18 protein-coding genes are annotated in these 24,978 nt (G+C 62.5%); 8 read left to right on the forward strand and 10 right to left on the reverse strand.

From position 1 onward, the window contains the following. The first annotated feature begins 21 nt into the window (after nucleotides 1-21). The 3 genes from ACN6O8_RS14360 to ACN6O8_RS14370 all read left to right on the forward strand — a co-directional run bounded on the left by ACN6O8_RS14360 (nucleotide 22) and on the right by ACN6O8_RS14370 (nucleotide 6,160). A complete protein-coding gene (locus ACN6O8_RS14360) occupies nucleotides 22-2,493 on the forward strand; it encodes a type VI secretion system Vgr family protein (RefSeq protein WP_427991695.1) in 2,472 nt (823 codons plus the stop codon). A gap of 64 nt (nucleotides 2,494-2,557) precedes the next feature. Beyond that, nucleotides 2,558-2,830, forward strand: coding sequence for a PAAR domain-containing protein (locus tag ACN6O8_RS14365; protein ID WP_427991696.1), 273 nt, complete (start codon nucleotides 2,558-2,560; stop codon nucleotides 2,828-2,830). 9 nt (nucleotides 2,831-2,839) lie between these two features. Continuing rightward, nucleotides 2,840-6,160, forward strand: coding sequence for an RHS repeat-associated core domain-containing protein (locus tag ACN6O8_RS14370; protein ID WP_427991697.1), 3,321 nt, complete (start codon nucleotides 2,840-2,842; stop codon nucleotides 6,158-6,160). A gap of 10 nt (nucleotides 6,161-6,170) precedes the next feature. Here the strand turns inward: ACN6O8_RS14370 and ACN6O8_RS14375 are convergent, their stop codons facing one another. The 8 genes from ACN6O8_RS14375 to ACN6O8_RS14410 are packed head-to-tail and all read right to left on the reverse strand — an operon-like array spanning nucleotide 6,171 to nucleotide 14,931. Then, nucleotides 6,171-7,556, reverse strand: a complete 1,386-nt coding sequence (locus ACN6O8_RS14375) for a GlcNAc-transferase family protein (RefSeq protein WP_427991698.1) — start codon at nucleotides 7,554-7,556, stop codon at nucleotides 6,171-6,173. Nucleotides 7,557-7,569: 13 nt separating this feature from the next. After that, complete coding sequence (locus tag ACN6O8_RS14380) at nucleotides 7,570-8,595, reverse strand: fimbrial protein (RefSeq protein ID WP_427991699.1); 1,026 nt, start codon at nucleotides 8,593-8,595, stop codon at nucleotides 7,570-7,572. A gap of 43 nt (nucleotides 8,596-8,638) precedes the next feature. Continuing rightward, nucleotides 8,639-9,685, reverse strand: coding sequence for an ImpA family type VI secretion system protein (locus ACN6O8_RS14385; RefSeq protein ID WP_427991700.1), 1,047 nt, complete (start codon nucleotides 9,683-9,685; stop codon nucleotides 8,639-8,641). Between the two features lie 17 nt (nucleotides 9,686-9,702). Then, entirely contained in the window at nucleotides 9,703-10,752 is a 1,050-nt protein-coding gene (gene tssG / locus ACN6O8_RS14390) for a type VI secretion system baseplate subunit TssG (RefSeq protein WP_427991701.1), read from the reverse strand. A gap of 2 nt (nucleotides 10,753-10,754) precedes the next feature. Continuing rightward, entirely contained in the window at nucleotides 10,755-12,635 is a 1,881-nt protein-coding gene (gene tssF, locus ACN6O8_RS14395) for a type VI secretion system baseplate subunit TssF (protein WP_427991702.1), read from the reverse strand. A gap of 7 nt (nucleotides 12,636-12,642) precedes the next feature. Further along, on the reverse strand, nucleotides 12,643-13,149 hold the full coding sequence (gene tssE / locus ACN6O8_RS14400) for a type VI secretion system baseplate subunit TssE (protein WP_427991703.1): 507 nt from the start codon (nucleotides 13,147-13,149) through the stop codon (nucleotides 12,643-12,645). Then, nucleotides 13,136-13,978 (reverse strand): type VI secretion system accessory protein TagJ, encoded by an 843-nt coding sequence (locus ACN6O8_RS14405; protein WP_427991704.1) that lies wholly within the window; start codon nucleotides 13,976-13,978, stop codon nucleotides 13,136-13,138. Before ACN6O8_RS14405 ends, tssE begins: the two co-directional genes overlap by 14 nt. 14 nt (nucleotides 13,979-13,992) lie before the next feature. After that, nucleotides 13,993-14,931, reverse strand: a complete 939-nt coding sequence (locus ACN6O8_RS14410; RefSeq protein ID WP_427991705.1) for a TagK domain-containing protein — start codon at nucleotides 14,929-14,931, stop codon at nucleotides 13,993-13,995. Between the two features lie 185 nt (nucleotides 14,932-15,116). On the opposite strand from ACN6O8_RS14410, the gene ACN6O8_RS14415 reads away from it, so the two are divergent. The 3 genes from ACN6O8_RS14415 to ACN6O8_RS14425 all read left to right on the forward strand — a co-directional run bounded on the left by ACN6O8_RS14415 (nucleotide 15,117) and on the right by ACN6O8_RS14425 (nucleotide 21,111). Further along, complete coding sequence (locus ACN6O8_RS14415) at nucleotides 15,117-16,616, forward strand: amidohydrolase family protein (protein ID WP_427991706.1); 1,500 nt, start codon at nucleotides 15,117-15,119, stop codon at nucleotides 16,614-16,616. A gap of 169 nt (nucleotides 16,617-16,785) precedes the next feature. Further along, on the forward strand, nucleotides 16,786-17,481 hold the full coding sequence (locus ACN6O8_RS14420; protein WP_427991707.1) for a response regulator: 696 nt from the start codon (nucleotides 16,786-16,788) through the stop codon (nucleotides 17,479-17,481). Between the two features lie 174 nt (nucleotides 17,482-17,655). After that, nucleotides 17,656-21,111 carry an ATP-binding protein gene (locus ACN6O8_RS14425; protein WP_427991708.1) on the forward strand — a complete coding sequence of 1,152 codons (3,456 nt, stop codon included), beginning with the start codon at nucleotides 17,656-17,658 and terminating at the stop codon, nucleotides 21,109-21,111. On the opposite strand, the gene ACN6O8_RS14430 is transcribed toward ACN6O8_RS14425, so the two are convergent. Both ACN6O8_RS14430 and ACN6O8_RS14435 read right to left on the reverse strand, forming a co-directional pair. Continuing rightward, nucleotides 21,102-21,476, reverse strand: coding sequence for a hypothetical protein (locus tag ACN6O8_RS14430; protein WP_427991709.1), 375 nt, complete (start codon nucleotides 21,474-21,476; stop codon nucleotides 21,102-21,104). The two genes, ACN6O8_RS14425 and ACN6O8_RS14430, sit on opposite strands and share 10 nt — an antisense overlap. Nucleotides 21,477-22,354: 878 nt before the next feature. Next, on the reverse strand, nucleotides 22,355-22,720 hold the full coding sequence (locus tag ACN6O8_RS14435) for a hypothetical protein (RefSeq protein WP_427991710.1): 366 nt from the start codon (nucleotides 22,718-22,720) through the stop codon (nucleotides 22,355-22,357). 835 nt (nucleotides 22,721-23,555) lie between these two features. On the opposite strand from ACN6O8_RS14435, the gene ACN6O8_RS14440 reads away from it, so the two are divergent. Together ACN6O8_RS14440 and ACN6O8_RS14445 are read left to right on the forward strand one after the other, a co-directional pair. After that, nucleotides 23,556-24,137 carry a fimbrial protein gene (locus tag ACN6O8_RS14440; protein WP_427991711.1) on the forward strand — a complete coding sequence of 194 codons (582 nt, stop codon included), beginning with the start codon at nucleotides 23,556-23,558 and terminating at the stop codon, nucleotides 24,135-24,137. A gap of 71 nt (nucleotides 24,138-24,208) precedes the next feature. Continuing rightward, on the forward strand, nucleotides 24,209-24,955 hold the full coding sequence (locus ACN6O8_RS14445) for a fimbrial biogenesis chaperone (RefSeq protein WP_427991712.1): 747 nt from the start codon (nucleotides 24,209-24,211) through the stop codon (nucleotides 24,953-24,955). Nucleotides 24,956-24,978: the final 23 nt, after the last annotated feature.

Consider the following 24,978-nt stretch of genomic DNA (forward strand, 5'->3'; position numbering starts at 1 on the left):
CATTAAAGCCTTAGGAATTCAATGATGGATAACGTGGGTATTCCTGTTCTGAATCAAGCCCGTACGGTCGAGATCCGTGGCGCGGGCCTGCCTTCGATCATGGGCCAGCCGATGCTGCGCTTTCAATCGCTGGATGGCCGGGAGCGGCTTGGGGAGCTCTTCACGTATGAGGTTCTGTTACGCACACCGAATGACACCCAGGTGCCTTTATCGGTGTCGGCAAACGTCGATCTGAAGGGAATGATCGGAAAAGAGCTTACGGTTTCGATGCAGCTTTCCGATGGCAGCGCGAGAGAGATTTCGGGTCTGGTGGTCACGGCCGGCTTCGTTCGGCAAGAGGGAGACTACAACCTTTACCGCGTCATGCTGCGGCCATGGCTCTGGCTGGCCACGTTGACCAGCGACTACAAGATATTCCAGGATCAAACCGTGGTCGAGATCATCGACCATGTCCTCAAGGACTATCCCTATCCGGTGGACCGCAGGCTGGATGTGGAAAAGTATGCGATCCAGGCGGAGAGCGAGTCCAATGATCCGCGGAATTTTCAAGTCCAGTACGGCGAGACTGACTTCGATTTCATCCAGCGGCTGATGGAGGAGTGGGGCATATATTGGTTCTTCGAGCACTCCGAAGGCTCGCACAGGCTGGTGTTGTGCGACCATGTCGGCGCACACCGGCCGCCTGACAGCCCCGCCTATCAAAAGATCCCGATGCATGCCGAAGGGGGGCGGCTGGACTGTGACGTTTTTCGGCAATTCGGTGTCGACGAGCGTCTGTTCCCTGGCCGTGTCGTGGTCGACGACTTCGACTTCACCCGGCCGCGCATGCAGTTAGTGACCTCCAACCACCAGCCGCGCGATACCAGTTGGTCCGAAGGAGAAATCTTTGAATGGCCCGGCGACTACACAGCGGCCAAGCATGGCGCCCTCATCAGTCGGGTGCGCATGGAAGAGCGCCGCGCGCGGGGCGTACGCTCCAGAGCGTACGGGAATGTGCGCGGCCTGGCCACGGGACAGACCTTCTTCCTGACAGGCCATTTATATGAGCGCGCCAACAGGGAGTACCTGGTGCTGGCCTCTCAACTGTCGCTGGTGGAGATCCCGGAGGAGGCCGGTGGCGGGACGATCTACGAATGCATTAATGAGATGGAGGTTCAGCCCACGGAGGAGGTCTTCCGCATGCCCCGGGTCACGCCTAAGCCGGTCGTCAGCGGACCCCAGTCCGCGCTTGTGGTCGGTCCCGAAGGCAAAGAGGTCTGGACGGATGAGTTCGGCCGCGTGAAAGTCCGCTTCCTGTGGGATCGCTACGCTCGCAATGATGCGTCGGATTCGTGCTGGGTGCGGGTCAATCAGGCATGGGCGGGGTCGAACTTCGGCGGTATGTATATCCCCCGCATCGGTCAGGAAGTGGTGATCAGTTTCATGAACGGGGATCCCGATCGTCCCATCATTCTGGGCGGGCTGTACAACAGTGTCACGCGGCCCCCCTGGGATCTTCCCGCCGAAGCGACCAAGAGCGGCATAAAGACCCGCAGCCTGGAAGGGGGCAGAGAGAATTACAACGGCATAAGGTTCGAGGATAAGCCGGGCGGCGAAGAATTCTATGTGCAGGCCGAACGCGAGATGGTGCGCCTTACCAAGGGCAATGAGTCGCATACGGTGGCGCTGACCTATGGGCAGAATGTGGGAATAAACCACTCCACGGCAGTCGGCGGAATGCTCAGCAGCGTGGTGGGCGGTACTGCCTCGTACAACGTCGGGCTGGCGCAGACGACACAGGTCGGCGGGGCTTGCGCCTTGAACGTCGGCGGCGCATACGCCGTGAATGTCGGAGCAGCCGCCAACTTGAACGTGGGGGCCGGCTACCTGGTCAACGCAGGCGCGATGATTGCCATCACATGCGGCAAGGCAGGCATCAACATGCTATCGGATGGCACGATCAAGATCATCGGCTCGGCGATTCACCTCGTGGGTTCGGGTGAGGTCGTCGTGCAGGGCAATCCGCTACAACTGAATCCAGGCATACAGGATGCCGCCGCTGGGTTTGGCCTGGGCGTCGCGATGCCCCCGGTCATCTTGCCAACCATTGCGCTGGCCACGGGAGGCGGGGATGACTCCACGCCCGTACCCACGCCTCCGCCGCCGACCGAGGCACCGGTGGAGACGCCGACGCCTACGCCCACGCCGACGCCCACGCCGACGCCGACGCCGACGCCGACGCCCACGCCGACGCCCACGCCCACGCCCACGCCCACGCCGACGCCGACGCCGACGCCGACGCCGACGCCGACGCCGACGCCCACGCCCACGCCCACGCCGACGCCCACGCCGACGCCCACGCCGACGCCCACGCCCACGCCGACGCCGACGCCGACGCCGACGAGAACGCCGACGCCCACGCCCACGCCGACGAGAACGCCCACGCCGACGCCCACGCCGACGAGAACGCCGACGCCGACCCCGACCCCGACCCCGACCACCTCGGACATCTGAGGCTGGATTAAACGTAACCGTCCGGGCGCTTTCCCGGCGCCCGGCGCTCATGAAGGAGTAGCCATTGGCCACATTTCCCGCCGTGCGTGCTGGCGACCTGATCGCTCATGGTGGCAGCATTCTCACCGGCTCGCCCGATGTCTTCATCAATCAGTTGCCGGCAGCCTTCCTTGGCGCGTCCGCGGTGTGCTGCGGCTTGCATATCTCGGTTCAGGCCATTGCCACGGGGGCGCCCAAGGTCTTCATCAATGGCTTGAACGCCGCGCACATGGCCTGCTGCTCGTCCTGTGGATCCACCGCGGCGACGGCTTCGAAGGACGTATTTATCGGTGAGTGAGCGCACTGTATGACAGTACGCGGATTGGCCGGCTGGTTGATGCGCTTGCCCGGCGAGCGCATCGACACGCCACCGCAGGGGCGCCGCTATGGCTGGTGGCTGCGCGGCGAAAGCGGCGTGCTTTGGCGGCGCCTGCCGGCGGCGGCACTGGCCGGATGGGGGCCGGGAGGCGTCGAGGCCTGGAGCGGCCGTCTCAATCGCGATTCATCGCTGCAACGAGACGTGCTGTCCGTCGGCCCGCGCCGGCCCGGCATTGCGCGCTTTTACGATAGTGGTGTTGCCGCGGGGGGGATGTTCGGAGCCGGCTGGCGCACAAGTTGGGATGTGGCCATCGATCGCCGCGGGGACGATCTCGTCTATCACGATGAATGGGGGCATGCGACGGTCGTTCCGTGTCCCGCACCCGGTAGCTTGGTGGTTTTGGCGGCCCTATCGTTGACTTTCGCCTGTCTTGAAGACGGAAGATTTGTGGTGGCGGATCTGGGCCCGGTGTATCGCCAGTTCTCGCCGGTCGATGCGGCGGGCAGGGCCAGGCTGGCCGCGATCGAGCACATCGACGGATATCGTATAGAAATCGAACGGAATGAGCGAGGCGTTGTCACCGGGCTGACGGATGGCGGGCAGGAAGGCGTGTGGTGCAGCACTGACGCGCGAGATCAGGTCACCGCGGTGGCGAGGAACCGGACGGTGCAGTCCGGTTTGCGATTCTCGTATGGCCCTGACGGACGATTGGCCACGGTAGCGCAGTCGGGTGGAAAGACACTGCGTCGATATGGCTACCAGAATGGCCTGCTGGCCGAGATCTGCGAGGCGGATGGAAACTGGTCCGTCCGCTGGCGGGACGAAGGCAGGCGTGCCGCGGTCGCCGGCGTACGGGAGCCGAGCGGGCAGATGTGGCTGCGCCAGCCGGATGCTCAGCGAAGATCCGTTTCCATGGTGTCGGCCGATGGCAATGCACTGCGTTGGATGTTCGACGAGCACGATCGCGTGGTGCAATACGTGGATGCGAAGGATAAATCGTATCAGGTAGCATACGACGGACGCGGCCGTCCCGTCAGTGTGGTCACGGCGGCGGGGGACTATACATTTGCGTACGATGATCTGGGCCGGGTCGTTCAAGAGAGCGGGCCGGGCGGGTTTTCGCGCAAAGTCTCGTATGCGTATGCGAGCCGCCGTCCCATGCTCATTTCTCGCAATGGGTCGCGTCATTGGTTCTGGATGCGTGACGCGCAGCTCCGTCCTCTCCAGCGCCGCGAGCCGAGCGGTGAGGTGAGCGTTTACACCTATGATGACAAGACTGGCGGGCGGACCCGAACGGCGCCGGGTGGCGTCGTCGAGGACTACTTTGACGAGTGCGGCCGTCTCAAGCTGCGCCTGCTCCCCGCAGGCGGGAAGGAGGCATTCGTGTGGTCCGCGCAAGGTCAGTTGCGTGCCCGCTCGAACGAACAGGGCGTGCTCGAAGCGCGTGAGTACGACGAGGGGGGAGGACTGCGTGTACGGCGCGGGCAGCATGCACAGATGCGGCTGATGGTGTACGACCGCCGAGGCCGCCTCCTTGCATTGTCCAATGCCGCCGGGCATGCGCGCCATTGGGCCTACGACAGCCGGGGGCGCCTGGAGTTGCAGACGGATGAAGAGGGGAATTCCACTCGCTATTCGCGCAGTCGGACAGGCAGTGACTTAGTGGTTCAAGGGCCAGCCGGAGGGACACAACGCTGGTCACGCGACCCCGGCAGACGGGTTTGCTCGCGCCACGATGCCGATGGCGTCGTCGTCGAGTACCACCAGGACATTTACGGCCACACATGCCGCGTGCTCGAGCTCGGTGCGTCGGCCCGCGCGGAGACCTGCTTTGATTATGACTCGGATGGCAGGGTGGCGAACAAGGAATGTCAGGGTCATCGATGGAGCTATCGATACGATGGCACGGGACGATTGACCACGTTGCGCGCGACGACGCCCAGCGCCGAAGAGAGCCTGCTGACGTTTGAGTACGGGGCGGGCAATCGGGCGCTCCGCGAGACCGGCGCGCTGGGCTCGGTGACCACGACGTGGGACACGCTGGGACACCTCGTGTCGATCGAGCTCCCCTGCGGCTTGGCCATATTGGCCACAAGGGACGATGGGCAGGGTGTTACCCAATTGAGCTACGTCCACGAAGGTCAGCCCGTGGTAATACTCACGGTCTGGCACGATAGCGCGGGTCGAGAGCGCGCGCGGGTGGCTGGAAACCTGCAACGGCGTATCCGATACGACGCCGAACAAGGATTGCGGGTCGAACACGCCGATCGCGTGTCGGGAAAGGGCGGCGCGGTCGAGTCGTTGATGCGCCGCCTGCGACACGATATGGCCGGGCGCGTCGTGGCGGTCGAAGGCGGCTGCGGCAGCATACTCTACGACTATGACCGCCGCGGTCAGTTGGTACGAACGATTGCCGAATCGGGGATCCTTTACACAAGCTGGAATGCCAGCGGCAACATTATCGCGCTGGATGGCTCCGGCTGGGTGCCATCGCCACTCTGCCCGGATCACCTGGTCAAGCGCGTGGGGCAATGGGCTATCGCCTACGACGAATGGGGACGGGTGGTGCGGCGCGAGGGCAATGGCACTGTCGCTACCTTCTCCTGGGATGCGCTGGGACGGCTGGTGACGGCGCAGGCCAATGGCGTAACGGTCTTCTATACCTACGACGCAGCCGGACGCCTGATCGGGCGCCGCCGAGCCGATCAGAATGAGGCGGATACGCACGCGCTGATCTGGCAGGGCCTGCGCCTGATTCAGGAATGCACACCGGCGAGGCGGGTGACATATCTGTATGAACCCGCGCCCGCCGGCTGCGTGTCTTACGCGCCGATGGCGCGCTTGATCCAGCGCCGTTCTTACGCGCATATGCCCTGGTCAGAGCCGTTGGTGCAATATCTGTTCGCGGATGCCGCAGGCCGGGTTCACGCGATTGCCGATGAAGACGGACGCGTTCAGGTTGCGGCCGACCAGCGGCCCTGGGGAGCGCTGGAGGCCTGGACTGGTGGCGAGGTTGCTACCATGCCTCCAGACCTGGCAGGGCAGTGGTCGGATCCGGATACCATGCTGCGTTGGAATGGCACGCGATTCTACGACCCGGCGACCGCGCGGTATATGAGCCCGGACCGCGACGCGCCCGCCGGTGTAAGCCCGTATCGGTACGTGTCGGCGCCGGTTTCGCAGGCCAACCCCCGCGGGTATGCGGTGCGTGCCGCCGGCATCGGTCAGTCAGCGGGCGTGGCGCCTCGGTGGACCGAGCCGGCCGCGTGGGCCGGCTCACGCGCTCCTGCCTTTTCCGAGCCGGCTTAGTTTCAGCGGATCAGCCCAGGATGGTCTGTTCGAATTGGTGCAGCACTTCGTCGTTCGGGCCGAGGATGGTCAGGCGGTAAGCGGCGGGGTGTTCCGTCAGATCGCTGAAGAAAATCAGGCGACGGTTGAACCATTCGCCGGTGCAACTGGCCCTTGCGGTGTCGATGTCAAGCGTTTCCTCGTAAATGATCGAGGCGTCCTCACGCAGCGCACTGACTCGGCAATGCGTGGCGAGCGGACAGCTTTGAACATCCATGATGCTACTGTGCGCGGTGATGTTCAGGTCGTGGGATCGGCGCAGCGTACTGCGCCAGGTGTCTGTGTCGCAGGGTTCAGTGTTCAGGCCGGGGGGGCGGCAGGCGATGACTTCCGGCTGCACCGCGCGCAGTTGGAAGCTGATGCCGGCATAGGATTCATAGTCGGACAATGTGCGTGCAGCGCCGAATCCGTAGTTTCCGTCGTGCGTCGTTTCGGGCGAGCTATCGGCGCAGGAAGGGGCGCTGTTCATCCCGAACAGCGCCCGATTGCGGGCGAGCGAACGTTCGTTGCGCTCCCACCAGGCTTCGGGCACCTGGCCAGTGTCTCGGGCCTGGCTATCATGGTCATCCCAGATCTTCGGCCGGCCCTCGCGGGTGTACTCATGCCATGCCAGGCTCCGGTGCGGATGATAGAGGTCATAGCCGTGTGTGAAGGCGCGCACGGCCAATGAAATCTCCTCTCCGTGGAAGAAGTAATCCGGATCGTGCTGGACCTCCCGCGCGAAGGAGCCATCGGCGAAGGTGAAATGACCGCTATAGAACCTGGCGGGAACCGGCTTTTTCAGCTCGGCCCAATCTGGCAATTCGAAGGCGCGGAAGAAGATCGGCCCTTCCGGGATAAAGCGGTCGAAGCGCATTCCCAAGGGCGGCGCGGCGCCCTGCGTTTCCGGGTGTGGCGCCACCGGCGAATAGGGAGGAAGGTAAGCGGTCAGCAGTGGCTTGTCGCCATCCGCACGGAGTTGCTCCAGCATGTCGATCAACTGCGTATCCCAATGCGCTACGAAGCGGTGATGAGAGTCCAACTGCAGCGTATAGGTCTCGTCGCCGTAGCGCTGCTGGATCATATTGCGCGCCCAACAGGCGCCTTGCGAGCGTTCGTGGGGGATATCGATCAGTTCGACGCGAGCGCCGCCATAATCGAAAGTGTGCAGGCAGAACGGCGTTGCGGGATGAAGCTGCCACCGCAAGAAGCCTTGCAGAAAAAAAATGCCGAGCGTTTCTTCCGGGCCATGCTGCCAGCTAACGACGATCCGCAACCGTTGCGGAAACTGTGCACGCTGGACCAGGTCCTGGATGGTCGGAACGAGTTCTGGATCGCGGTAGCTGGCGATCTGTACAAAGATAGTGGGCGGAACCATGCTGCATTGCCTGTCAAAGAAAAGTGAGTGTCACGACCGCCTGCGCGTCTATCGAGCCCGGTGCCGGTATCCCGCTACCCACCCGCAATACGGAAGCTTCGAGCGAAAAAGTGGTTTGGAATCCCGGCGACGATTTGGTCAGGACGCTGGAGGGATCTTGGGGCTTTAGCACGTACGAACTGCCGGCTTCGCGCAAGCGAATGGCCAGGTTGCTCGCATCCCCGTCATTGCGGATATAGTCGGGAGCGGCCGTGTCTGGCGAGGCGGAAAGCGTGGCCGAGACGGAGTTCGGCGCGGTTGGCCCATCGCAAGCGACATTGATGGTGACGGGTTTGGTCGGGCCGCTGACAGTCGAAACCTCCTTCGGCCCGAAAGAACCGAAATCCACCAGCAGCGACTTGCTGCTGGCGACCCAGCAATGGGGGAGAACGCGGAGAGTCACGGGGTCGACGCGCACGTCCAGAACGCTGGCGCCATCGCCGCCGCCCGATAGCCGGGCAACGGTCGCCAGGTTGATCGTTGACTGGCTTTGCATATCGCCGGTCTTGATCAATTCGATTTTGAAAACGTTGCCGGGCCCGATGGAGAGGTAGGCCGGCGGATACTTGGGAGGTTCGGCCGTCCAGTTGGACGAGAACGGAAGTACCGAGGAGGATCCTCCGGCGCGCTCATACGAGATACGGTAGGCAATGCCTGGCATGCCGGTCGGATACAAGCCGGGGGCGGTGGCGGGCTGAGCGGCCACCACGTCATAGTGAATCGTGCCGGCGTTGCCATCGCAGTACAGAACGTATACGCGCCCCTCTGCCGGGGTGGTGGCTGTCGCGATTGTGCCGTTGACGGGCAACGTGGCGTCGACATCGATCGGCGTCGCGCCAAACGAAATACGGCGTTCGGAATAGATGGACACCGTGCCGTCCGTCAATCCCGATTGCGCCCATCCCGATAGATCCTGGGCGGTCATCTTGCGGCATTCGGCCATGGCCGGCATGGAGTGAAGCAGTGCTGCGGCGGCGATTGCCGCACATACGGTCTTCATGAAATGTCGTCCTGTTTCACGGTTGAGTTCGCGTGGTTCGCTATCATTCCGGCGAGCAATCCCACTGCTCCAGAAGGTCGGGCGGCACCATTCGATGCAATTCCGAATAGCGCCGTCCAATCATGCGCTCGGCCTGCTTGAGCAATACGCTCACCGGGCTGCTGGGCTCATTGGCTTCAAACCAGGTTCTGGCTGCCCGTAATTGTTCAAGCACGTCCCAACGGGTGGGAGCGGGCGCCGTACCAGAGGTGGCCCGGCGGGTATCCGCAGGGGAGGCTGTCGCAATGGTTGGCGCGAGCGCCGCGCCGGCGGGCGCCTCAGCGGCCGCGAGGGGCGCCTCGGCAGGCACGGGGGCATGGTCGGCGTGGGCCGCGCCGCGAAAGGGCTCGAGAAGTCGCGCCAGCGGGGCGAGTTCCGGGGCCACGCCACCGAGGGTTTCGGATGCCCAACTTTCAATCCGCTCAAGCGCCGCGGCGGCGGCCGCCAATGCGAGGGCGGTCGTTTCGCGCCGGTCCAGCAGGTCGGCCACAAGGCGGTTGGCGGTTTCCGGTGCGAGCGCGTCCTTAAGGCGGGTCTTCGCCAGGGCTCGTTCGATATCCCGAAGCTGGAGCGAACTTGCCAGACTCTTGGGCAGAGCGATGTCGCGCACGTCGGCCACCAGTCCGTCAGGGTCGGCCAACGCGCTCAGCGCGTTGGCAGTGATCAGCGGATCCGGCTCGCCATCGATCAGGGGGACGGGATTGAGCGCCTTTCCAAAGCGCCGCAGCATTGCATCGATGAGTTCCAGTGAAGTGCGCAGGCCGGCCGCGCCCTCCTGGCGCGCGCGGCATCGCGCCAGGATGACGAGCAGGCGCACGTCCTTGCTGCGTGCCAGCAGCGCGCGGCAGTCGCGCTCGGCTTCGGCCCAGTTGACGGGCGCGGCGGAATCGACGAAGTCTCCGTACTGAGCATCCGCACGCGTGGCAACGTTGGCCAGCAGTACGACGTAGTCCGGGTCGTACTCGAGATCGGGGCCGCAAGGCGAAGCCTCGTCCAGCGGTTGCAGCAGGACAGCTTCGGGGCTGGTCTCAAGGTGCGAAGAGGTAGGCATGGCAGTCTTCAGGAAAGTCAGGTTTTGGCGTCACGGTAGTGATCGGGTTCAAAGATCATGCCAACGACAGCAAGATCGTCGGTAGCCTGGCCCAGCCAGGTGGAATAGCCCAGCCGATGACCGGGGCGCGTTTGCGCGCAGGGGGCTGCTCGTGGTTTTAGAACCAGTTTGAGTTCCCAGTCGAGTTCGAAGCCTACGAACGTTCGCACCCAGTCGACCAGTGTCGGCAGATCATCGCCGTGAGGTGTCAAGCGCAGATACTGTTCGAGGCTGAGGGGGCCCATCACCAGGCGGAAGCGATGCTGGCAGTCGGGGATGGACTGGCCGAGCGTGGCTTGTTCGCCCAATGCGGCGCAGGGGGAGGGCATGCCCAACACACTGCGGTTTTTCATTTCCAGAGGCATCCAGTACGGTACGTACTCTTCCACCGCCACGTCGACGCCGAAATAGAACGACAGCGCCCGAGCCAGTCCTTCAGGACTGCGCGCTTCGCGCACAAGGTGCGATGCAGCGGCGTAGCGGGCGTGGGTCGAGGGGTGCAGGCCGGCGCTGTCCTCGGGATCGTCGCCGATAAGGCTGCCGATGTAGAACGTGAAGCGCTCCTGCGAGGGGCGATCCAGCGATGCGGTCGACTGGCCTGCCGCCCAGGCGCGATAGAACAACGACAGCGCGCGATGGTGAAACATGTCCGCGAAGTCGGTCAACGTGCTGTCGTGGTGGCTCTCGGCGCGCGTATAGGCCTGCTCGGACATGTGAAGCGGCATCGGCCCCTGGGGACCCCATATCCCCAGACTGTAGAGGGACAGGCGGATGCGGTCGTCTTCCTGAGTCACGGCGGCGACTTCGCTCGGCGCAAACCTGAGGCTGGGGCGCTGGCCGATCCGGTGCCTTTCTTCTTGTGGCAGGTGCGCGGTGCCTGGCACCGGCGCGCTCTGCTCCTGGGCCGCGAGTGCGCGCATTACGCCAAGAAAGCTGCTTTTCCAAGGCTCTCTGGGGTCGAACCAGGCCGATAGCGGCTCAGCGCGGCTCGGCGTCGTAACGTTCTCGTTCTGGGGCGTACTTTCCATGCTCACACCGCGGAGCGGCCTCCCAGCCGTGGCGCCCAAGTGGCGATTTCACCGCGCTGCAGCGAGCGGAGCGTGGTCTCCGTGAAAACGTTGATCGACACGTGACGGGCGATGTACTGCTCCAGGACCAGGCCGAACAGGTACGGGCTGATACCGGAGAATCCGGCTTCGTCCACGGTTAAGGCGCAGTTCACGCCGCGGCCGTAGACCATCAACGCATGCCGCGGAAGCCTGCGGGCGACCCGGGTGATGCGCGAGCCGATCAGCGCGTCGATCTGGTTCGAAAGCTCTGTTTCGCCGGCGTGCAGAAAGAGGCGAAGCATGCTTCGAATTGCCCTTCCTCCTCCGCTCTCGTCAAGATCGGCCAGGGGGATGTAGTTGAAGCTGAGCTGGCGGATGAGCCGCCATGCGGCTTCTCCCTGGGCGTATGGCTCTCTGGGGACACTGGGCGCGTGCAGTAAAGTGACGCGTTCGATTGGCACGGACTCGCGCATGGACAGGTCATTCTGGGTGCCGTAAGGGATAAGCCTTGGGAGATCCCGATTGGTGACCAGGGCGTCGACGGACAGATAGCGGATGTCCGCGCCATAGGGCGCTTCGTGTTGATCGACCAGCGACAGGAACGCCTCGGTTCCGATGTACTGCGTGCGGGTGCCGTACTTGCGGGCATTGTCCGAGAGCAGCCGGGGTTCGCGGGTCACCGAGAAATAGCGCCCGTAGTTTCCGAGATCGCTGTGCACACTGTGATAAAGCGGGTTGAAGACGACTTCGGTGGCCGTCTGGGCCTGCTGGCCGACGACTCGCTGTACCGAGAACACCTCGTAGTCCAACGGGCGGCTGCGGTCGGGAACCAGATGAAACTCGGTCTTGGAGCGGTCGATCTCGACGCGATCCGTGCGATTTTCGAAGAGGTTTACGATCGGCGTGCAGAACAGCGAGAATCGGCTGGCGTTGACATGCGCGGACAGGGTTTGCGGCAGGCGGTCCAACAGAAGAATGATCTCGGCTTCGTTGCTGTGAGCGTTGGCCAGCCCGCGAGCCAGTTGGGTCACCTTGAAAAAATAGAAGCGTTGGCGAAAGGCAAAATACTCCTGGATCAGGTTGTGGCCATGAAAGCTGTTCCAGGAGTTCGGCAGTTGGGACTCTTCCGCGGTCAATCCGACATGGGCCACGGCATTGCGCGTCACCACGTGTCCGGCGTGCTCTCCCGCGTCGGCGCCTCGCACCACGGATGCCTGGCACCCTACGTGCACGAGTTCGAACAGGTGCGAGGTGACACGCTCGTCACCTGTTATGTAGAAGCAGAGTTCATCCAGGCCGCGCAATTGGGAGAACTTGAAATCGCCGGTTGTGCGCAGTCCGATGCGCAGCGCGCCCTGGAGCCGGGCGCTTGACGCCATGTGGCGCCGCAGGTCGGGAATATTCGGCGGCACGTTGGTCAGCGAGGCGTCGACGATCTCGATCGGCCATAAGGTGACATTCTGGCTGCTGCGGAATTCGCACGCGGTTTGTTCTCCGGGCGCGATGGGCGATCGGAACACACTGTGGCGCGGCACAACGACGCCGTGACTGAAGTCGCCCTCACGCGTGGCCGGGTGCAGCCGGGCGACGCTCATCGACGGGGTGGGCGCGACATAGTTGGGGTAGACCACCTCCAGCAGTCTTTGCGTGAACCTTGGAAACTCGGCATCGAGTTTGAGCTGCACCCGGGCCGCCATGAAGCAGAAGGCCTCGATCATGCGCTCGACATAGGGATCGGCGACTTCGCCGGACTGCATGCCGAGGCGGCGGGCGACTTTGGGGTGCGCTTGCGCGAACTCAGCGGAGAGCCCGCGCAAGTACGTCAACTCATTGTTGTAGTAGTCAAGAAGCTTGGGATCCATTTCAGATTCAGTTCAGAGCATCAATGGATGCGTGGGAGGATTCCAGGTCGTACAGACTCTGAACAAGGAATTCAAGCGGATACGGCGACCAGTGCATCAGAGCCTTGATTTCCAGGTGGATGACGTTGTAGGAGCCCGGCCCCTTCGGGGGCAGGGCGCGCACCGACAGCGATTCCGGGATCAGGCGGGGTTCGAAGGTGATGATTGCTTCGCGCACCAGTTTTTCGATGGCGGCCGGGCTATGGCTGGAACGCAAGCTGCCGGAAAGCGGGGGCAATCCGTAGTTCACGGCGGAGCGCGCGGCCTGGGGGTGACGCGCGGCGTCGATGGCCGAGCCAAGATTGCAGGTGTTCAAGAGCAAAGCGAGGTCGCGCTGGATGAGCTGGTGCATGCCGGCCGCGCTGGGCGCGTAAGCGTCATGGTGTTCATGCCGCGCGCGCGGATCGTTGTCGCGAAGGCGATCAAAGAGCGAAGGCAGGTACCTGACCTTCGGGAAAGCGTCATGCGACCGCAACGGCTTGCCCCTCGAAATGCATGCTGAGCACGTTCAGCATGGCGATTTCTCCGGCGTCGGTGATCCAGGTGCGTTGCCCCACACCGGCAATCGTGGTCTCACTGCACTCGCGCCACATTGTCACGATGCCAAGTTTCTGCGCGTCAGTTTCTCCATCGCTCAGCGGGTAGCGGGAGGGCATGTAGGCGTTGATGACCGTTTGGTCGCGCAGGGTTACCTTGCATTGGCGCCAGATCAGATCGAGCGCGGTGGCGACGGGGGGAAACGATAGCGACAGGATGTCGGAAAAGGGCACCCAGCGGTAGCCGCCTGAAAACATGAGTTCGCAAATCGGCCCCAGTCTGGAGTCGCTGTCGGCGATCCAGTCAAACGCCGGGCCAGGGTTCGCGTGTCCGGGCTGCTCTGGCGCCTGGTCCAGTGCCTGGATTCGGAGCGTATCCGACCGAGCCATATCGGCGGCCTGCATCGCTTCGGTGGCTTCGGTCATGAGACTTGCCCAGACGACAGGCTCGTCCAGCCAGCCAGGCCGTTTACGGCCTCTCATGACTTCCATGCGATAGTTTTCCGCGCGTAGAAGTTCTCGCAGCATCTGGGCCTCTCTGAGGTGGTCGGCGTCGAGGCAGGCCCAGATCTGCAGTTGCTTGAGCGCCCGTGCCCAATCTCCTTTGAGGCAAAGCAGTTGGAAGAGCATCCAGCGCAGGCCGATTTGCGCGGGATGCTTTCGCAGTTGACTTGCGGCATCTTCAATTGTGTCGGAGAGGGTGCGCCCGCCAAGCAAATGGCGCAACGAGTCACGTGGTTGGGTGCTTTGCACATCGGTATCTGGCATGGGTGGATGGCCGTTTATTGGGTAGGTTCTGGAACGTTCTGTTCAAAGTAGCTGTCGATCGACAGATCGTGATGTTCGCGGCGCGAGATGGCCGCCAGGGCCTTGGCGCCGAGCGGCTCATCGGTCTTGTCGGCGAGGAGCCGCAGGACATCCTTGTGGGCCGGGGGGGCGAAGAATTCGCCAGCCTCGAAGTCATTCATCTCGCCAAGAATCGTCTCTATGTCGGTGCGCTCGGGCAGCAACCCTTCGAGCAGCATGCGCGTGGGCACGCCGGCGGGGGCCGAATCGAACGGATCCGGGGGCGGGGGGAGCGCACTGGCCGGCGTATTGGTGGAAGTTGTCTGGAACGCTCGCAGTCCTTGATGGACACCCTGAATCGCCTGATCGAATTCCGTGGCGAGCGTTTGTAGCGGATCCTGCTGGGCAAGTGGCAGCGCGTCCGCAAGCGCGATCCCGTGATTGCGAGGACGCTCCCTTGGTGCGAGCACGCTGTTGGCCTCGTGAGGGGCGTCGAGCGCGCGCAGCGCTTCGAGCGCGGCCGCTTGGTCCAGGGTGCCGTTGCTTGGCAACCTTCCCGCCCACGCCTCCCATTGCTGCACGGAGTCGGACTGCACGACCAGCAGTTTCGTAAGGCCGACGGTTATCTCGTCCCTGTCGGCCAACATCCAACGTTCACCGGGGCGCATCTCGGCGCCGTTGACCCGGCATGACAGCGTTTGGCAATGATTCCGGATCCAGGCGCGCTCATCGTCATCCCGACCGAAAACAACGTGCTCGCTGCCGATGTTCTCTTCCTCGACGAATGCGCAGAGTCGGGCGCTGCGTGTCTGCAGGCACAGCGGCCGCGCCTGCAGCGCAAGGATTCGCATTTCCGGTTGCGCTTGCCCGCCATGCGCGACCAGCGATATCCCCCAGGCAACGGAATCGGCGCGATTTATGGCGAATGCTGTCATGGTGTAATGTTCCCGGTGATTGAGGTATGTCCGGGTTGGAGCGATGAGAGATCCGGAGATTGACCGGGTGGATGGTATGAGGCTCTTTGGCGCATTGCTATCGGCGCTGTCTGAAATGACTTCAAGAATCCGCTGTCGCCGATGTGGGAAATTGATATTGCTATTCGTTCTTAGGAGCCGCCACCATGTTCGACGTGGACAAAGCATCCCTCAGCATTTTCAGCCCCTCGCGCTGTGGCTGTCACAGCACCGCGGCAGCCCGCATTGGCGCTCTGTTTGCGGTGCATGAGAGGGTTTTGCAACAGGATCAGCGTGTTTCGACAGCGGCGCCCGCCGCGGCGGGCGCCAGCGCCCCGCCGACGATGTCGACGACGCAGGGGTCTGCACGCGCACCGTCGGGGCCGGCGCTCCAGCGCGCGCGGGCGACAGTGATTCAGAATGCCCGCATCTTTGATGGGATATCGTCGACGCTGACGGATGGCATGCGGGTAGTGGTGGATGGTCGTTTTATCAAGGCGGTGGAGCCCCAGGCACTGGCGCTGCCCGAGGGGTGCGAGGTCATTGACGCTAAAGGGGCCGTCCTGATGCCGGGCCTGATCGATGCGCATTGGCATTCGATCCTGGCGCGGCCCAGCATGCTTACCGCGATGACCGCCGATTTCAACTACGTGTACACGCTCGCGGTCGCCGAGGCCGATGCAACCTTGATGCGCGGTTTCACTACCGTGCGCGACATGGGCGGCCCCGCATTCGGGCTGAAACGCGCCATCGATGAAGGGGTCATTCCCGGGCCGCGTATCTATCCTTCGGGCGCTTTTCTGAGCCAGACGTCCGGGCATGGCGATTTTCGATTGCTATCCGAATTGCCAAAGTCGGCGCAAGGGGAACTTAGCTATGCGGAAAGGGTAGGCGTGACGGCGATCGCCGATGGCGCGGATCAGGTGTTGTTGCGCGCTCGCGAGCAATTGATGCGGGGGGCGTCGCAACTCAAGTACATGGCGGGCGGCGGCGTCATGTCCACGTACGATGGCCTCGACGTCACCGAGGGATCGGTGCAGGAGCTCGCCGCCGCGGTGACGGCTGCCGAGAACTGGGGAACCTACGTTACGGTGCACGCTTACACCTCCCGCGCGGTCAACATGGCGCTGGATGCGGGTGTGCGGTGCATAGAGCACGGTCAACTCATCGATGAAGACACCGCCCGGCGCATTGCGGATCTGGGGGTGTGGTGGAGTCTGCAGCCGTTTCTGGATGATGAGGATGCCGTTCCCACGCAATCGCCCGCGTCGCGCGAGAAGCAGTTGCGTATGGTGGGGGGTACCGATAAGGCCTATGGGCTGGCCCAGCGGTTCGGGATCAAGACCGCCTGGGGTACCGACACATTGTTCGATGCGCGGTTGGCCAGCCGCCAGGGCGCCCAGTTGGCCAAAATGAGCCGCTGGTACGGAGCGGCGAAGGTGTTGCAGATGGCGACCAGCGTCAATGGCGAGCTCTGCGCAATGTCCGGCCCGCGCAACAGCTATCCGGGTCGCCTGGGCGTCATCGCCCCGGGCGCCATGGCGGACCTTCTGCTGGTCAATGGAAACCCGCTGGAGGATCTGCAACGCCTGGCGCAGCCGGAGCGAAACCTGTTGCTCATCATGAAGGACGGCAGGGTCTGCAAGCGCCAGGACGCGGTTGCGTGAGGGATCGTTTGAATGGGGGAGGCACGGACGCCCGAACCCCATTTCTGCGGTTTTTAGTACGGGTCTGATGCGTTATGCCGCAGAGACGTATCCGTACTAGACGGCCTGACCGGATCGGGTAATACATTGGTGGTATTTGCATATTACAGGCCGCCAAGCGGGGCGAAGCGTGAAGATATCTCTCATCCTCGCCGACGATCATCCTGCATTGATCACAGGCGTTAGGTACGAATTAGCCGAGTTTCGTACGATCTCCATTGTGGGGACTGCCAGGAATTCAACCGAGCTGTTCGAATTGCTGGCGCAGTCGCAATGCGACATTCTGGTCACGGACTATGTGATGCCAGGAGGAGAATTCGGCGATGGCATGACCATGCTGTCCTTCTTGCGCCGGCGCTATCCGGCGTTGAAGATCATTGTGTTCACCACCATCGAGAATCGCGCGATCGTGGCCGAGATGATCAAGATCGGGGTGCGCGCCGTCCTGAGTAAGGTCGACGTCATTGGTCATCTCATTTCGGCGATTCACGCGGTGTACGCGGGCGCGACGTATTTCTCCCCGCAACTGCGCCATGTGTCCGCGGCGGACTGTGCAACGCAGAATGAACCGGTGCGCCGATTGACCCGCCGTGAGACGGAAGTGGTGCGGCTCTATGTGTCCGGCGTGTCGATTAACGAAATCGCCGATCTGTTCAAACGCAGCAAGCAGACTATCAGTTCTCAGAAGGCCAGCGCTATGCGTAAGCTGGGCATTGATCGCGACGTGGAATTATTCCGGTTTGCGTATGAGACCGGGCTGCTGGCCGAAGGGGGCGGGACGCTGCTGATGGATGATCCCGGGGCCTTGCCGATGACCTCCGGTTAGCCGCCAGGCGGTCAGGAGCGGCGCCCTCACGCGGTTGGAGGGGGTGGCGGGCTGGCGCGTCGTCGGAAGGTGCCGTTACGGACTATCTGAACGTGTGGGCATGCGTCATAATTGACAGAATGCAATTCACCCGAGTTCCGGGTCCCGCGCTTGCGGGCCGGGCGCCAGCGAGTTATGACGACTTCGGAACAAAGTGGCATCCTTGCGCGGCTACGCCGCTATCAGAAACTGGTGGTGTTCGGCGGTGGATTCGTCATCACGGGCGTCGTCCTGGTTGCCAGCTTGCTGGAGGATGCGGCCTCGGTTGACGCCTATATCGCGCGAACGAAGGAAGAAATTGCCGTCGATGTTCGACGTTCAAGGGATTTCATTACCCGGGCGACCGCGACGCTGCGCAACAACGTGCAGAACATGGTGCTGGCCTGGGATGTTCTGGAGACCGAGCCGTCCGGTGCCGCCGGCGCCTTTTTCGCGGATGCCCGGATCGAGAAAGTACAGCCGAACGCCGACCTGCCGCCTTTGCTGGTGATGCGGGCCAATGACCGAGAGCCCGTCTCGGACGCCTGGCGGTACGTCCGGCTGGCTGAGCGGATGGCGGCGGCCACGGCAGCGGTCGCTGCCCGCAACGCGGGAGAATTGACGGTTTATCTGATGAGTCCGGATCAGCGGACGCTGATTCTGGCGGTATTGCCCTGGACCGGAAGCGACTGGCAGGAACGGGTTCAGTCGGATCCGGACGGGCTGCTGGCAGCGCTTGCTATTGGTGATGACATGACGACGCTGTCCGCCTCGGGCCAGTGGCGGGATCCGGCCACGGGGGCGCGGGGGTTGCGCTGGCTGCCGCCCTACCAGAGCCCCCTGACCGGCAAGGCTTCGGTGAGAATTGCCGCCGAGCTTGTGGGGCGCAACGGTCGCCCGATAGGCACCTTGGTCTATGAGTTGCCGCTCGATCAGCTCGCGGCCACGCTTCCCGAAAATGGGTTGGGTGGCGCTTGCGCGATCATCGGGCCCGGGGGAACGCTCATCCTGTCCTGCAGTGATTCGCTCGAGCCCGGCTTCACGGCGCTCGCTGAGCAGGCGGTTGCCGCCGGGGTGAGCGCGTCAGGCCATAGCGTATATATCGATGGCTACCTGTTGAGCGGATGGCCGTTGGGCCCGGAGGGGTGGACCTTGGTCTACGCTCAAACGTGGCGAGACATTGCGGCGGGCGTCCATTCACAGATTGTGGTGTCGGCGTTGACATCGGTGTTGATCATCGCATTGACCTGGATGTTGCTGCTGACCGTGAAACGGCGGGTGTTCATTCCGGCGGTGCGGCAATCCCAACGCATTTTCGAGAGCGAACAACTGAGCCGGACGTTGATCGAAACCGCTCCTGTCGGTCTCGGGTTGATCGCGGTCGACAATGGACAGTCGCTGCTGCGAAGCCCGGTCATGGCGGACATGGCGCAACGGGTGAAGATAGATGGCCCGAGCTTGTCCTTCGTCCTGTCCAGAAAGTACCTGCAGCGCGAGGCGCGGGCTGGACGGGCGATGCTCATGCAGGAGGACCTGGAATTTCCCACACGGGACGGACAGCATCTTGATCTGGCGGTCAGCATGGCGCGCGCGCGCTATCAAGGCGAGGATGTGCTGGTTGCCGCTTTCACCGATGTGACGCAAAAGCGCAACCTAGAGCGCGAGCTGCAGGCGGCGCGCCAGGCGGCGGACGCTGCCAATGCCGCCAAATCCGCATTTCTGGCGGCGATGAGCCACGAGATACGTACCCCCCTGAACGCGATCCTGGGCAATCTGGAGATCATGTCGCATGCGTCACTGGATGCCCTGACGCGAGACCGGCTCAAGGTGGTCAGCCGCGCGGCGGACGGCTTGCTGGCTATCCTCAATGATGTGCTGGATCTGTCCAAGATAGAGGCGGGCGAGCTGCAAATCGAGTTCATGGAGATCGATGCGCTGGAAGTCGCTTCCCATGCGTTGATGATGTTCGCGCCAGTTGCCCGAGCGAAAGGCCTGACGCTGGTTGCCGAACTGGGGGTCGCCCTTTGTCAGCCCATGCGCACCGATCCTTCGCGGGTGGCTCAGGTGATCCAGAATCTTCTGTCCAACGCCATCAAGTTCACCGATCAAGGTCAGGTCCTGCTCAGGTTGAGGCGGGATGCGGCCAGTGACGCGTTGCTGATCGACGTCGAAGATACCGGTATAGGCATGTCATCGGATCAGGTTGCGCGACTGTTCCGGGAGTTCAGCCAGGCCGACGTCTCGATCGGCCGCCGTTTTGGCGGGACCGGATTAGGGCTGGCGTTGAGCCAGCGCCTGGCACATGCCATGGGGGGCTTCTTGGCGGCGCAAAGCGAGCCGGGAAAAGGCAGCAGATTCACCTTGCGGCTGCCCCTCGGCGGGGATGCCGACATCATCCCGGAGGTTCCCCAGTTTCCTGGGCGTCGCGTGATCCTGGTGGCGGCCGCGGCTGTGTGGCGCGACGTGATGGCCAGCGTGCTGCAGGTGTGGGGCATGCAGGTTGAAACCTGCGCGCACCCCGCTGTGGTCGGGGAAGGTAGCCTGGATGGCGCGGACGTGTTGCTGTTCTGGGGGGATCGGCAGACCTGGCATCCCGCGGATGAAAACAGGCTTATAGAAGGCGCGGCCTGGGTCTTGGACTGTCTCGAGGACGGGCCCGCGGAGCCGGTTGTCTCGGGGCGGGTGGTGAGTGTTTCGGTGTTCTCCTTGCGCGGCCTGGTGGAGGCATTGCGACATGCATTGCAAGACCAGCATTTGAGGCCCGCGGCGCCAAAGCTGCCGGCGCTGGAGAAGCCGTTGCGCGTGTTGGTGGCGGAAGACAATTCTGTCAATCGCAAGCTGTTCGAAGAGCAACTGAGCATGCTTGGCTGCGAAGTGACCGCGGTGACCAATGGGGAGCAAGCCCTGGCGCAGTTGCAACAACACACGTTCGACGTGCTGCTGACGGATCTCTCCATGCCTGGAATGGATGGATACACGCTGGCGGGACATGTCCGGCAATGTTGCCCCGGCCTGCCTGTCCTGGCCGCCACGGCGAACGTCACGCCGCAGGATCGGCAACGCGGATTGCGTGCAGGTATGGCGGCGGTGTTGGGCAAGCCGCTGTCTTTAGGAAAACTCGCTCAAGCCTTGTCCGAGGCGACTGGTCAAGCAGTTGTCGGTAACCACCCCGCTGTCGGCGCGACAATGCCCGACAACCGTGAAGGCGCGGAAAACGTGCGGCGAATCTTTCTCGACGCTTGTACCACGTCGGTTGAGCGCTTGCGCCAGGGGCTGGATGACCAGGATGCGGCCGCGGTGATGGCGGAACTGCATTCGCTGAGCGGCGCCTGTGCTGTTTTCCGTCTTTATTCGATTTCCGAACGCTCCGCAATGCTGGAGCGCGTGATCAGGAAGGATGGACTCGATGCCTGCGCGGCGGAAGTCCGCGCGCTGTGTGATAGGGTGGCAGCCTTGGCAAATCGCAGGCCTGAGGATTTGCGCGCGCTGGCCGATCAGATCATTGATCTGTCCGAAGGACAGCGCGATCAGAACAAATTCGCGGAAATTGCCGAGATTGCGAGGTTGTTGCGCAGCGCACTGCATTCCGGTCAGCAGGATCCTTACGGCTGATCCTCAATCAGCAATTGAGTCGACTGGAGGCCGAGCGCCGAGGCGAGCTTCATTTTGTTCTGTACGGTGAGTTTGTCGAATCCTTCCTCCAATTCGACGTAGAGCTGCTCAGGCACACCGGCATGCGCCGCCGCCGATTGCCGGGTCCAACCGAGGTATTCGCGCCATGCTCTGGGCAGCGCCCAGAGATTCTTGACCGCCTGCTCAAGGACTTCCTGGGGAATTGTGCCGTCACTGGGGACCTCGCAGAATGATTCTTCCAGAACCCCGGGGTCCAAATGGCTTCGGGCATAGTCGGTGAGCAGCGCGCCCTCCGCCCGCTTCTGGCGCAGCCAGGCGACGTTTTCAAGGTTCTGGCGTTGCATTCGCGATGCTTGGGCCGCTTGATTCATCTGTGTTCGCTCGACGTGGGCCGCGCTGGAAGGAGGGGGCGGGGTGGGGGCCTGGGTGGGGGCGGGGCGGATCCGGATGGTGGCCGTGGGTGCCCGGGCGCTCATTTTGGCTTGGGGGCGCTGGAGCGCTTGAGCCGGTGTATCACGACGCCGTTCTGATCCATAGAATACAGAACGTGCAGTGATCCAGATATCTTCAGGTTGCTCCGGGAGTCGTACGCGCTTGGTTTGATCGCGCCGGCCACGATCTGTGCTTCCAGACTTCTTGTGGCATTCAGCACTACACCACTTTCCTTTGGCCAAAGGGCAAGTAGAGCGGACGCGGCGTGGGACTCCCAACGTACACAGGCTGGAGGTCGGGTTCTTGTGTCCATGATGGTCGCTATTGTCGGTCATGAAGCGGCAGGAAAGGCTGGGGTCGGTACGAGGGCTGAAGCATGGCCCTGGATGTTGAACTCATGGCGAGTCACTCACAATAGGACAAGTTCGATAGTGCGGTACGAGAATCGGAGTGTGCCTGGCGGCAAGTCGCAAGACTTGACGCGCGGCAGGATCATCCGCCAGAAAATTTCGTACTAGTCTGGATGCCTTCGGGCGGGCTCGCAGGTATAGTTTCGGCACCGTTCGGGAGGGTGCTGTGTCATGCGCCGCGCGCGGCCCCGTTTGCCGCTATCGAGCAATTGAATGCGGCTTTCTCGGGCGAGGCGCTGCCCGCCAGGTTCGGAGGTGGCACTTTCGCGGAAGTTCTGTTTGCGAGCCTGGGAGGATGGGAAAAGAGGCTTTGCTTTGACTTCGCGTAGCGCCCATGCTGTTGGGCCCTCGTCCGTTGAGACGAGGGCCCAGTCTGTGGATCAGAGATAGCTCAACGTGACGCGATACAGGTTTTCAGTTTCGCTGGCTTGACGTAGCCAGATGCGACCACCCGGCGAAGCGGAACGACTCCAGACGAATCTCCCATTTTGAGCGGTATGGTCAACGGTTTCGAGGGTCGCGGTGACGCGGCTCTGCATGGTGTCGCGCGCACAGCGGATCGTCAGATTGGCGGGCGCGGACGGACGTCGAACGACTTGCTCGGTCTGGCACTGCGCGGCTTCGACGATGGCTCCCCGAAAACGAATCTCTCCATGCGCGCCAGGCTCCGCTGAGGCCTGGGCGAATACCAGGGGGGTGACAAGGGTGGCGGCGAGCGCCAAGCGGTGTCGTAGGGAGATGGTCATGCTTTTCTCCTTCCTTGTGTCGCGCCTTCCGAGTATCGGAATGCGCATTTACTACCTGCTCTACGGCGCGTTGGAGGCGGAACTTAAGGCCGGATGCTTCTTGTGATCGCTTGGCCTCGTGCCTTGGCACGCGGTCAGTGAAATGCTTGAAACCGCCGGCCTGACAGGTGCGGGTATCGCCATGGCTGCGCCGTATCGATATTTGTACCCACGAGGTCTGGCCATCGCCATTAGTGCAAATACTAGGCGTCCATGCAGGCTCGCGGCGGCTCCATGCCCGGTGCGCGCATTGCCGCATGGCTGATGGTGGCTGTCCATGGCTTCAAGATGCTTTTTTTTTGACCATGAAAGTAGAGGCGCCGAAATCGGATGCTGAATCTTGCGCGGCGGATGCCGCCCACTCCGTTGGGATTGCCCTAGTGCTGCTTGCCAAGCCGGGCACCGCTGGTCGTGGAACGATCGCGATGATCATCAGCCCGACTCGAAGCTGCGCGCAAAAACGCATGAATATGTCCGTCGGATCATTGAATAGCCCGCGGCGGCCTCGAATGCCACCTCAAGCAGGATGAGTCGCATTGGTTCGCACTGGCGTGCTCGGGTGTGCGGTTCATCATTGACGGGGGGCAGGAAATCGTTGCCCGGCCCCCACTCCGCTCAACCGCGCCGCGCCGATCCCGCGCGCATTTCGTACCTGTCTGAAACCTGGCTCTATGTGTAAATCCTACAATTTTTTCAGGCCCTCAAAAAGCCATTACCTCGATGCATTACGCGGGAGCAGGGTTGAGTTCTTGCCCCTCTGCATGCGTCATTCTTTCCATGTCAAGGATGTGAAACTATGAAAAAGCTGATCCTCAGCGTCGCCGTATTGTCGGCAATGTGTGCCGCCGCAGCGAGCTCGGCCGCCACCGTTGGCGCCACCGGCACGATAACGTTCAACGGCAACATCAATGCCGATACCTGCGAATTGACCAGCAACAGCGCCGGCACCAGCAGCACTGGTGGCAATATCGCTGTGAACATGGGCTCGGTTTCCACGAACACCCTCGGTACCGAAGCCTCGCCGGTGACGTCGAGCGGTTCGCTCGCCACGCCGTCGTCTCAAGATCTGAACTTGACGCTTCAGTGCCAGACGGGCACTTCGGTGGACCTGAAACTGACCCGTCAAGTTGCTTCGGGCAAGGGTATCGGTCTGGCTCCTGGTGGCGCTCAGAATGTGCAGATCATGCTGGTCGATACGAGTACTGGCGCGCCGCTGGACTTCACGTCCGGTTCGGTCAAGCTGACCAAGGCGCTCACTGGCGGCTATAGCACGTTTCCGTTGAAGGCTTACTACACGGTCGTCAGCGGAAAGACCAACGCCGATGTTGTGGTGGGCGCCGCGAACGGCACCGTGAACTACGAGATCTCGTACAACTAATTCGCCAGGAGAGGTTTGGAAGGCGTTCAGCGGTGCTGACGCCTTCCCGGAAGGCGTTTCTGGAGGAACCGATGTCCACCATTTCTATCGCTCGCCGCCTTTGCGGCGCTGCCCTCGGTGTCCTGATGTTCTGCTGTGTGGGCAGCGCGCAGGCATCCATTTCGCTCAGCGCGACGCGGGTCATCTTTGACGGCAAGTACAAGGAGGCATCCATTGCCGTTCGCAATGGAAATTCCAATATCCTGGTTCAGTCGTGGATCGAAAGCAATCAGCCGGGCGATAAGGGAGATCTTCCTTTTGCGGTCACGCCGCCGTTGGCGAAAATGCAGGCGAATGGACAACAACTGCTGCGTGTCCTGTACGCCGGTGCCAACAACGATTTGCCGCAGGATCGCGAGTCCGTGTTCTGGCTGAATGTGCAGGAGATACCCGAAGCGGCTCAGGGCGATGCCGTCCTGCAGGTGGCCGTGCGGCAGCGGATCAAGTTGTTTTTCCGTCCCGCGGGTTTGCGCGGTGTCGCCGCGGATGCGCCCGCTGCGTTGCAATGGCGCCTCGAAAAGGTCAATGGCCAGCCCAGCCTGTCGCTGGAGAATCCGTCCAATTTTCATGTGTCGATCAATAGCATCACGGTCGGAACGGAGGATGGCATCACCGCACCTCTGATGATCGGGCCCGGAGAGTCCCGCCGGTTTCCTTTGAAGACAAGCCAACCGGATGCGATGCTGAAGTTTCATAGCGTCAATGATTACGGCGGCAACGATGTGTTCAAGACACGCCTGAATGGAGCCGCCGCTGTCACGGCAACGGCCGAGAAGTAGAAAAGGGCTCTAGAGCGCGCGCT

The organism is Achromobacter sp., assembly GCF_050285565.1.
GTDB lineage: Bacteria > Pseudomonadota > Gammaproteobacteria > Burkholderiales > Burkholderiaceae_B > Achromobacter.

Bases quoted from the DNA above. Each gene is read 5' to 3' on its own strand.
- ACN6O8_RS14360 (WP_427991695.1), top strand. From the start codon at position 22: ATGATGGATAACGTGGGTATTCCTGTTCTGAATCAAGCCCGTACGGTC.
- ACN6O8_RS14370 (WP_427991697.1), top strand. From the start codon at position 2,840: ATGACAGTACGCGGATTGGCCGGCTGGTTGATGCGCTTGCCCGGCGAG.
- ACN6O8_RS14375 (WP_427991698.1), bottom strand. From the start codon at position 7,556: ATGGTTCCGCCCACTATCTTTGTACAGATCGCCAGCTACCGCGATCCA.
- ACN6O8_RS14380 (WP_427991699.1), bottom strand. From the start codon at position 8,595: ATGAAGACCGTATGTGCGGCAATCGCCGCCGCAGCACTGCTTCACTCC.
- ACN6O8_RS14385 (WP_427991700.1), bottom strand. From the start codon at position 9,685: ATGCCTACCTCTTCGCACCTTGAGACCAGCCCCGAAGCTGTCCTGCTG.
- tssG (WP_427991701.1), bottom strand. From the start codon at position 10,752: ATGGAAAGTACGCCCCAGAACGAGAACGTTACGACGCCGAGCCGCGCT.
- tssF (WP_427991702.1), bottom strand. From the start codon at position 12,635: ATGGATCCCAAGCTTCTTGACTACTACAACAATGAGTTGACGTACTTG.
- ACN6O8_RS14405 (WP_427991704.1), bottom strand. From the start codon at position 13,978: ATGCCAGATACCGATGTGCAAAGCACCCAACCACGTGACTCGTTGCGC.
- ACN6O8_RS14410 (WP_427991705.1), bottom strand. From the start codon at position 14,931: ATGACAGCATTCGCCATAAATCGCGCCGATTCCGTTGCCTGGGGGATA.
- ACN6O8_RS14415 (WP_427991706.1), top strand. From the start codon at position 15,117: ATGTTCGACGTGGACAAAGCATCCCTCAGCATTTTCAGCCCCTCGCGC.
- ACN6O8_RS14425 (WP_427991708.1), top strand. From the start codon at position 17,656: ATGACGACTTCGGAACAAAGTGGCATCCTTGCGCGGCTACGCCGCTAT.
- ACN6O8_RS14430 (WP_427991709.1), bottom strand. From the start codon at position 21,476: ATGCAACGCCAGAACCTTGAAAACGTCGCCTGGCTGCGCCAGAAGCGG.
- ACN6O8_RS14435 (WP_427991710.1), bottom strand. From the start codon at position 22,720: ATGACCATCTCCCTACGACACCGCTTGGCGCTCGCCGCCACCCTTGTC.
- ACN6O8_RS14440 (WP_427991711.1), top strand. From the start codon at position 23,556: ATGAAAAAGCTGATCCTCAGCGTCGCCGTATTGTCGGCAATGTGTGCC.
- ACN6O8_RS14445 (WP_427991712.1), top strand. From the start codon at position 24,209: ATGTCCACCATTTCTATCGCTCGCCGCCTTTGCGGCGCTGCCCTCGGT.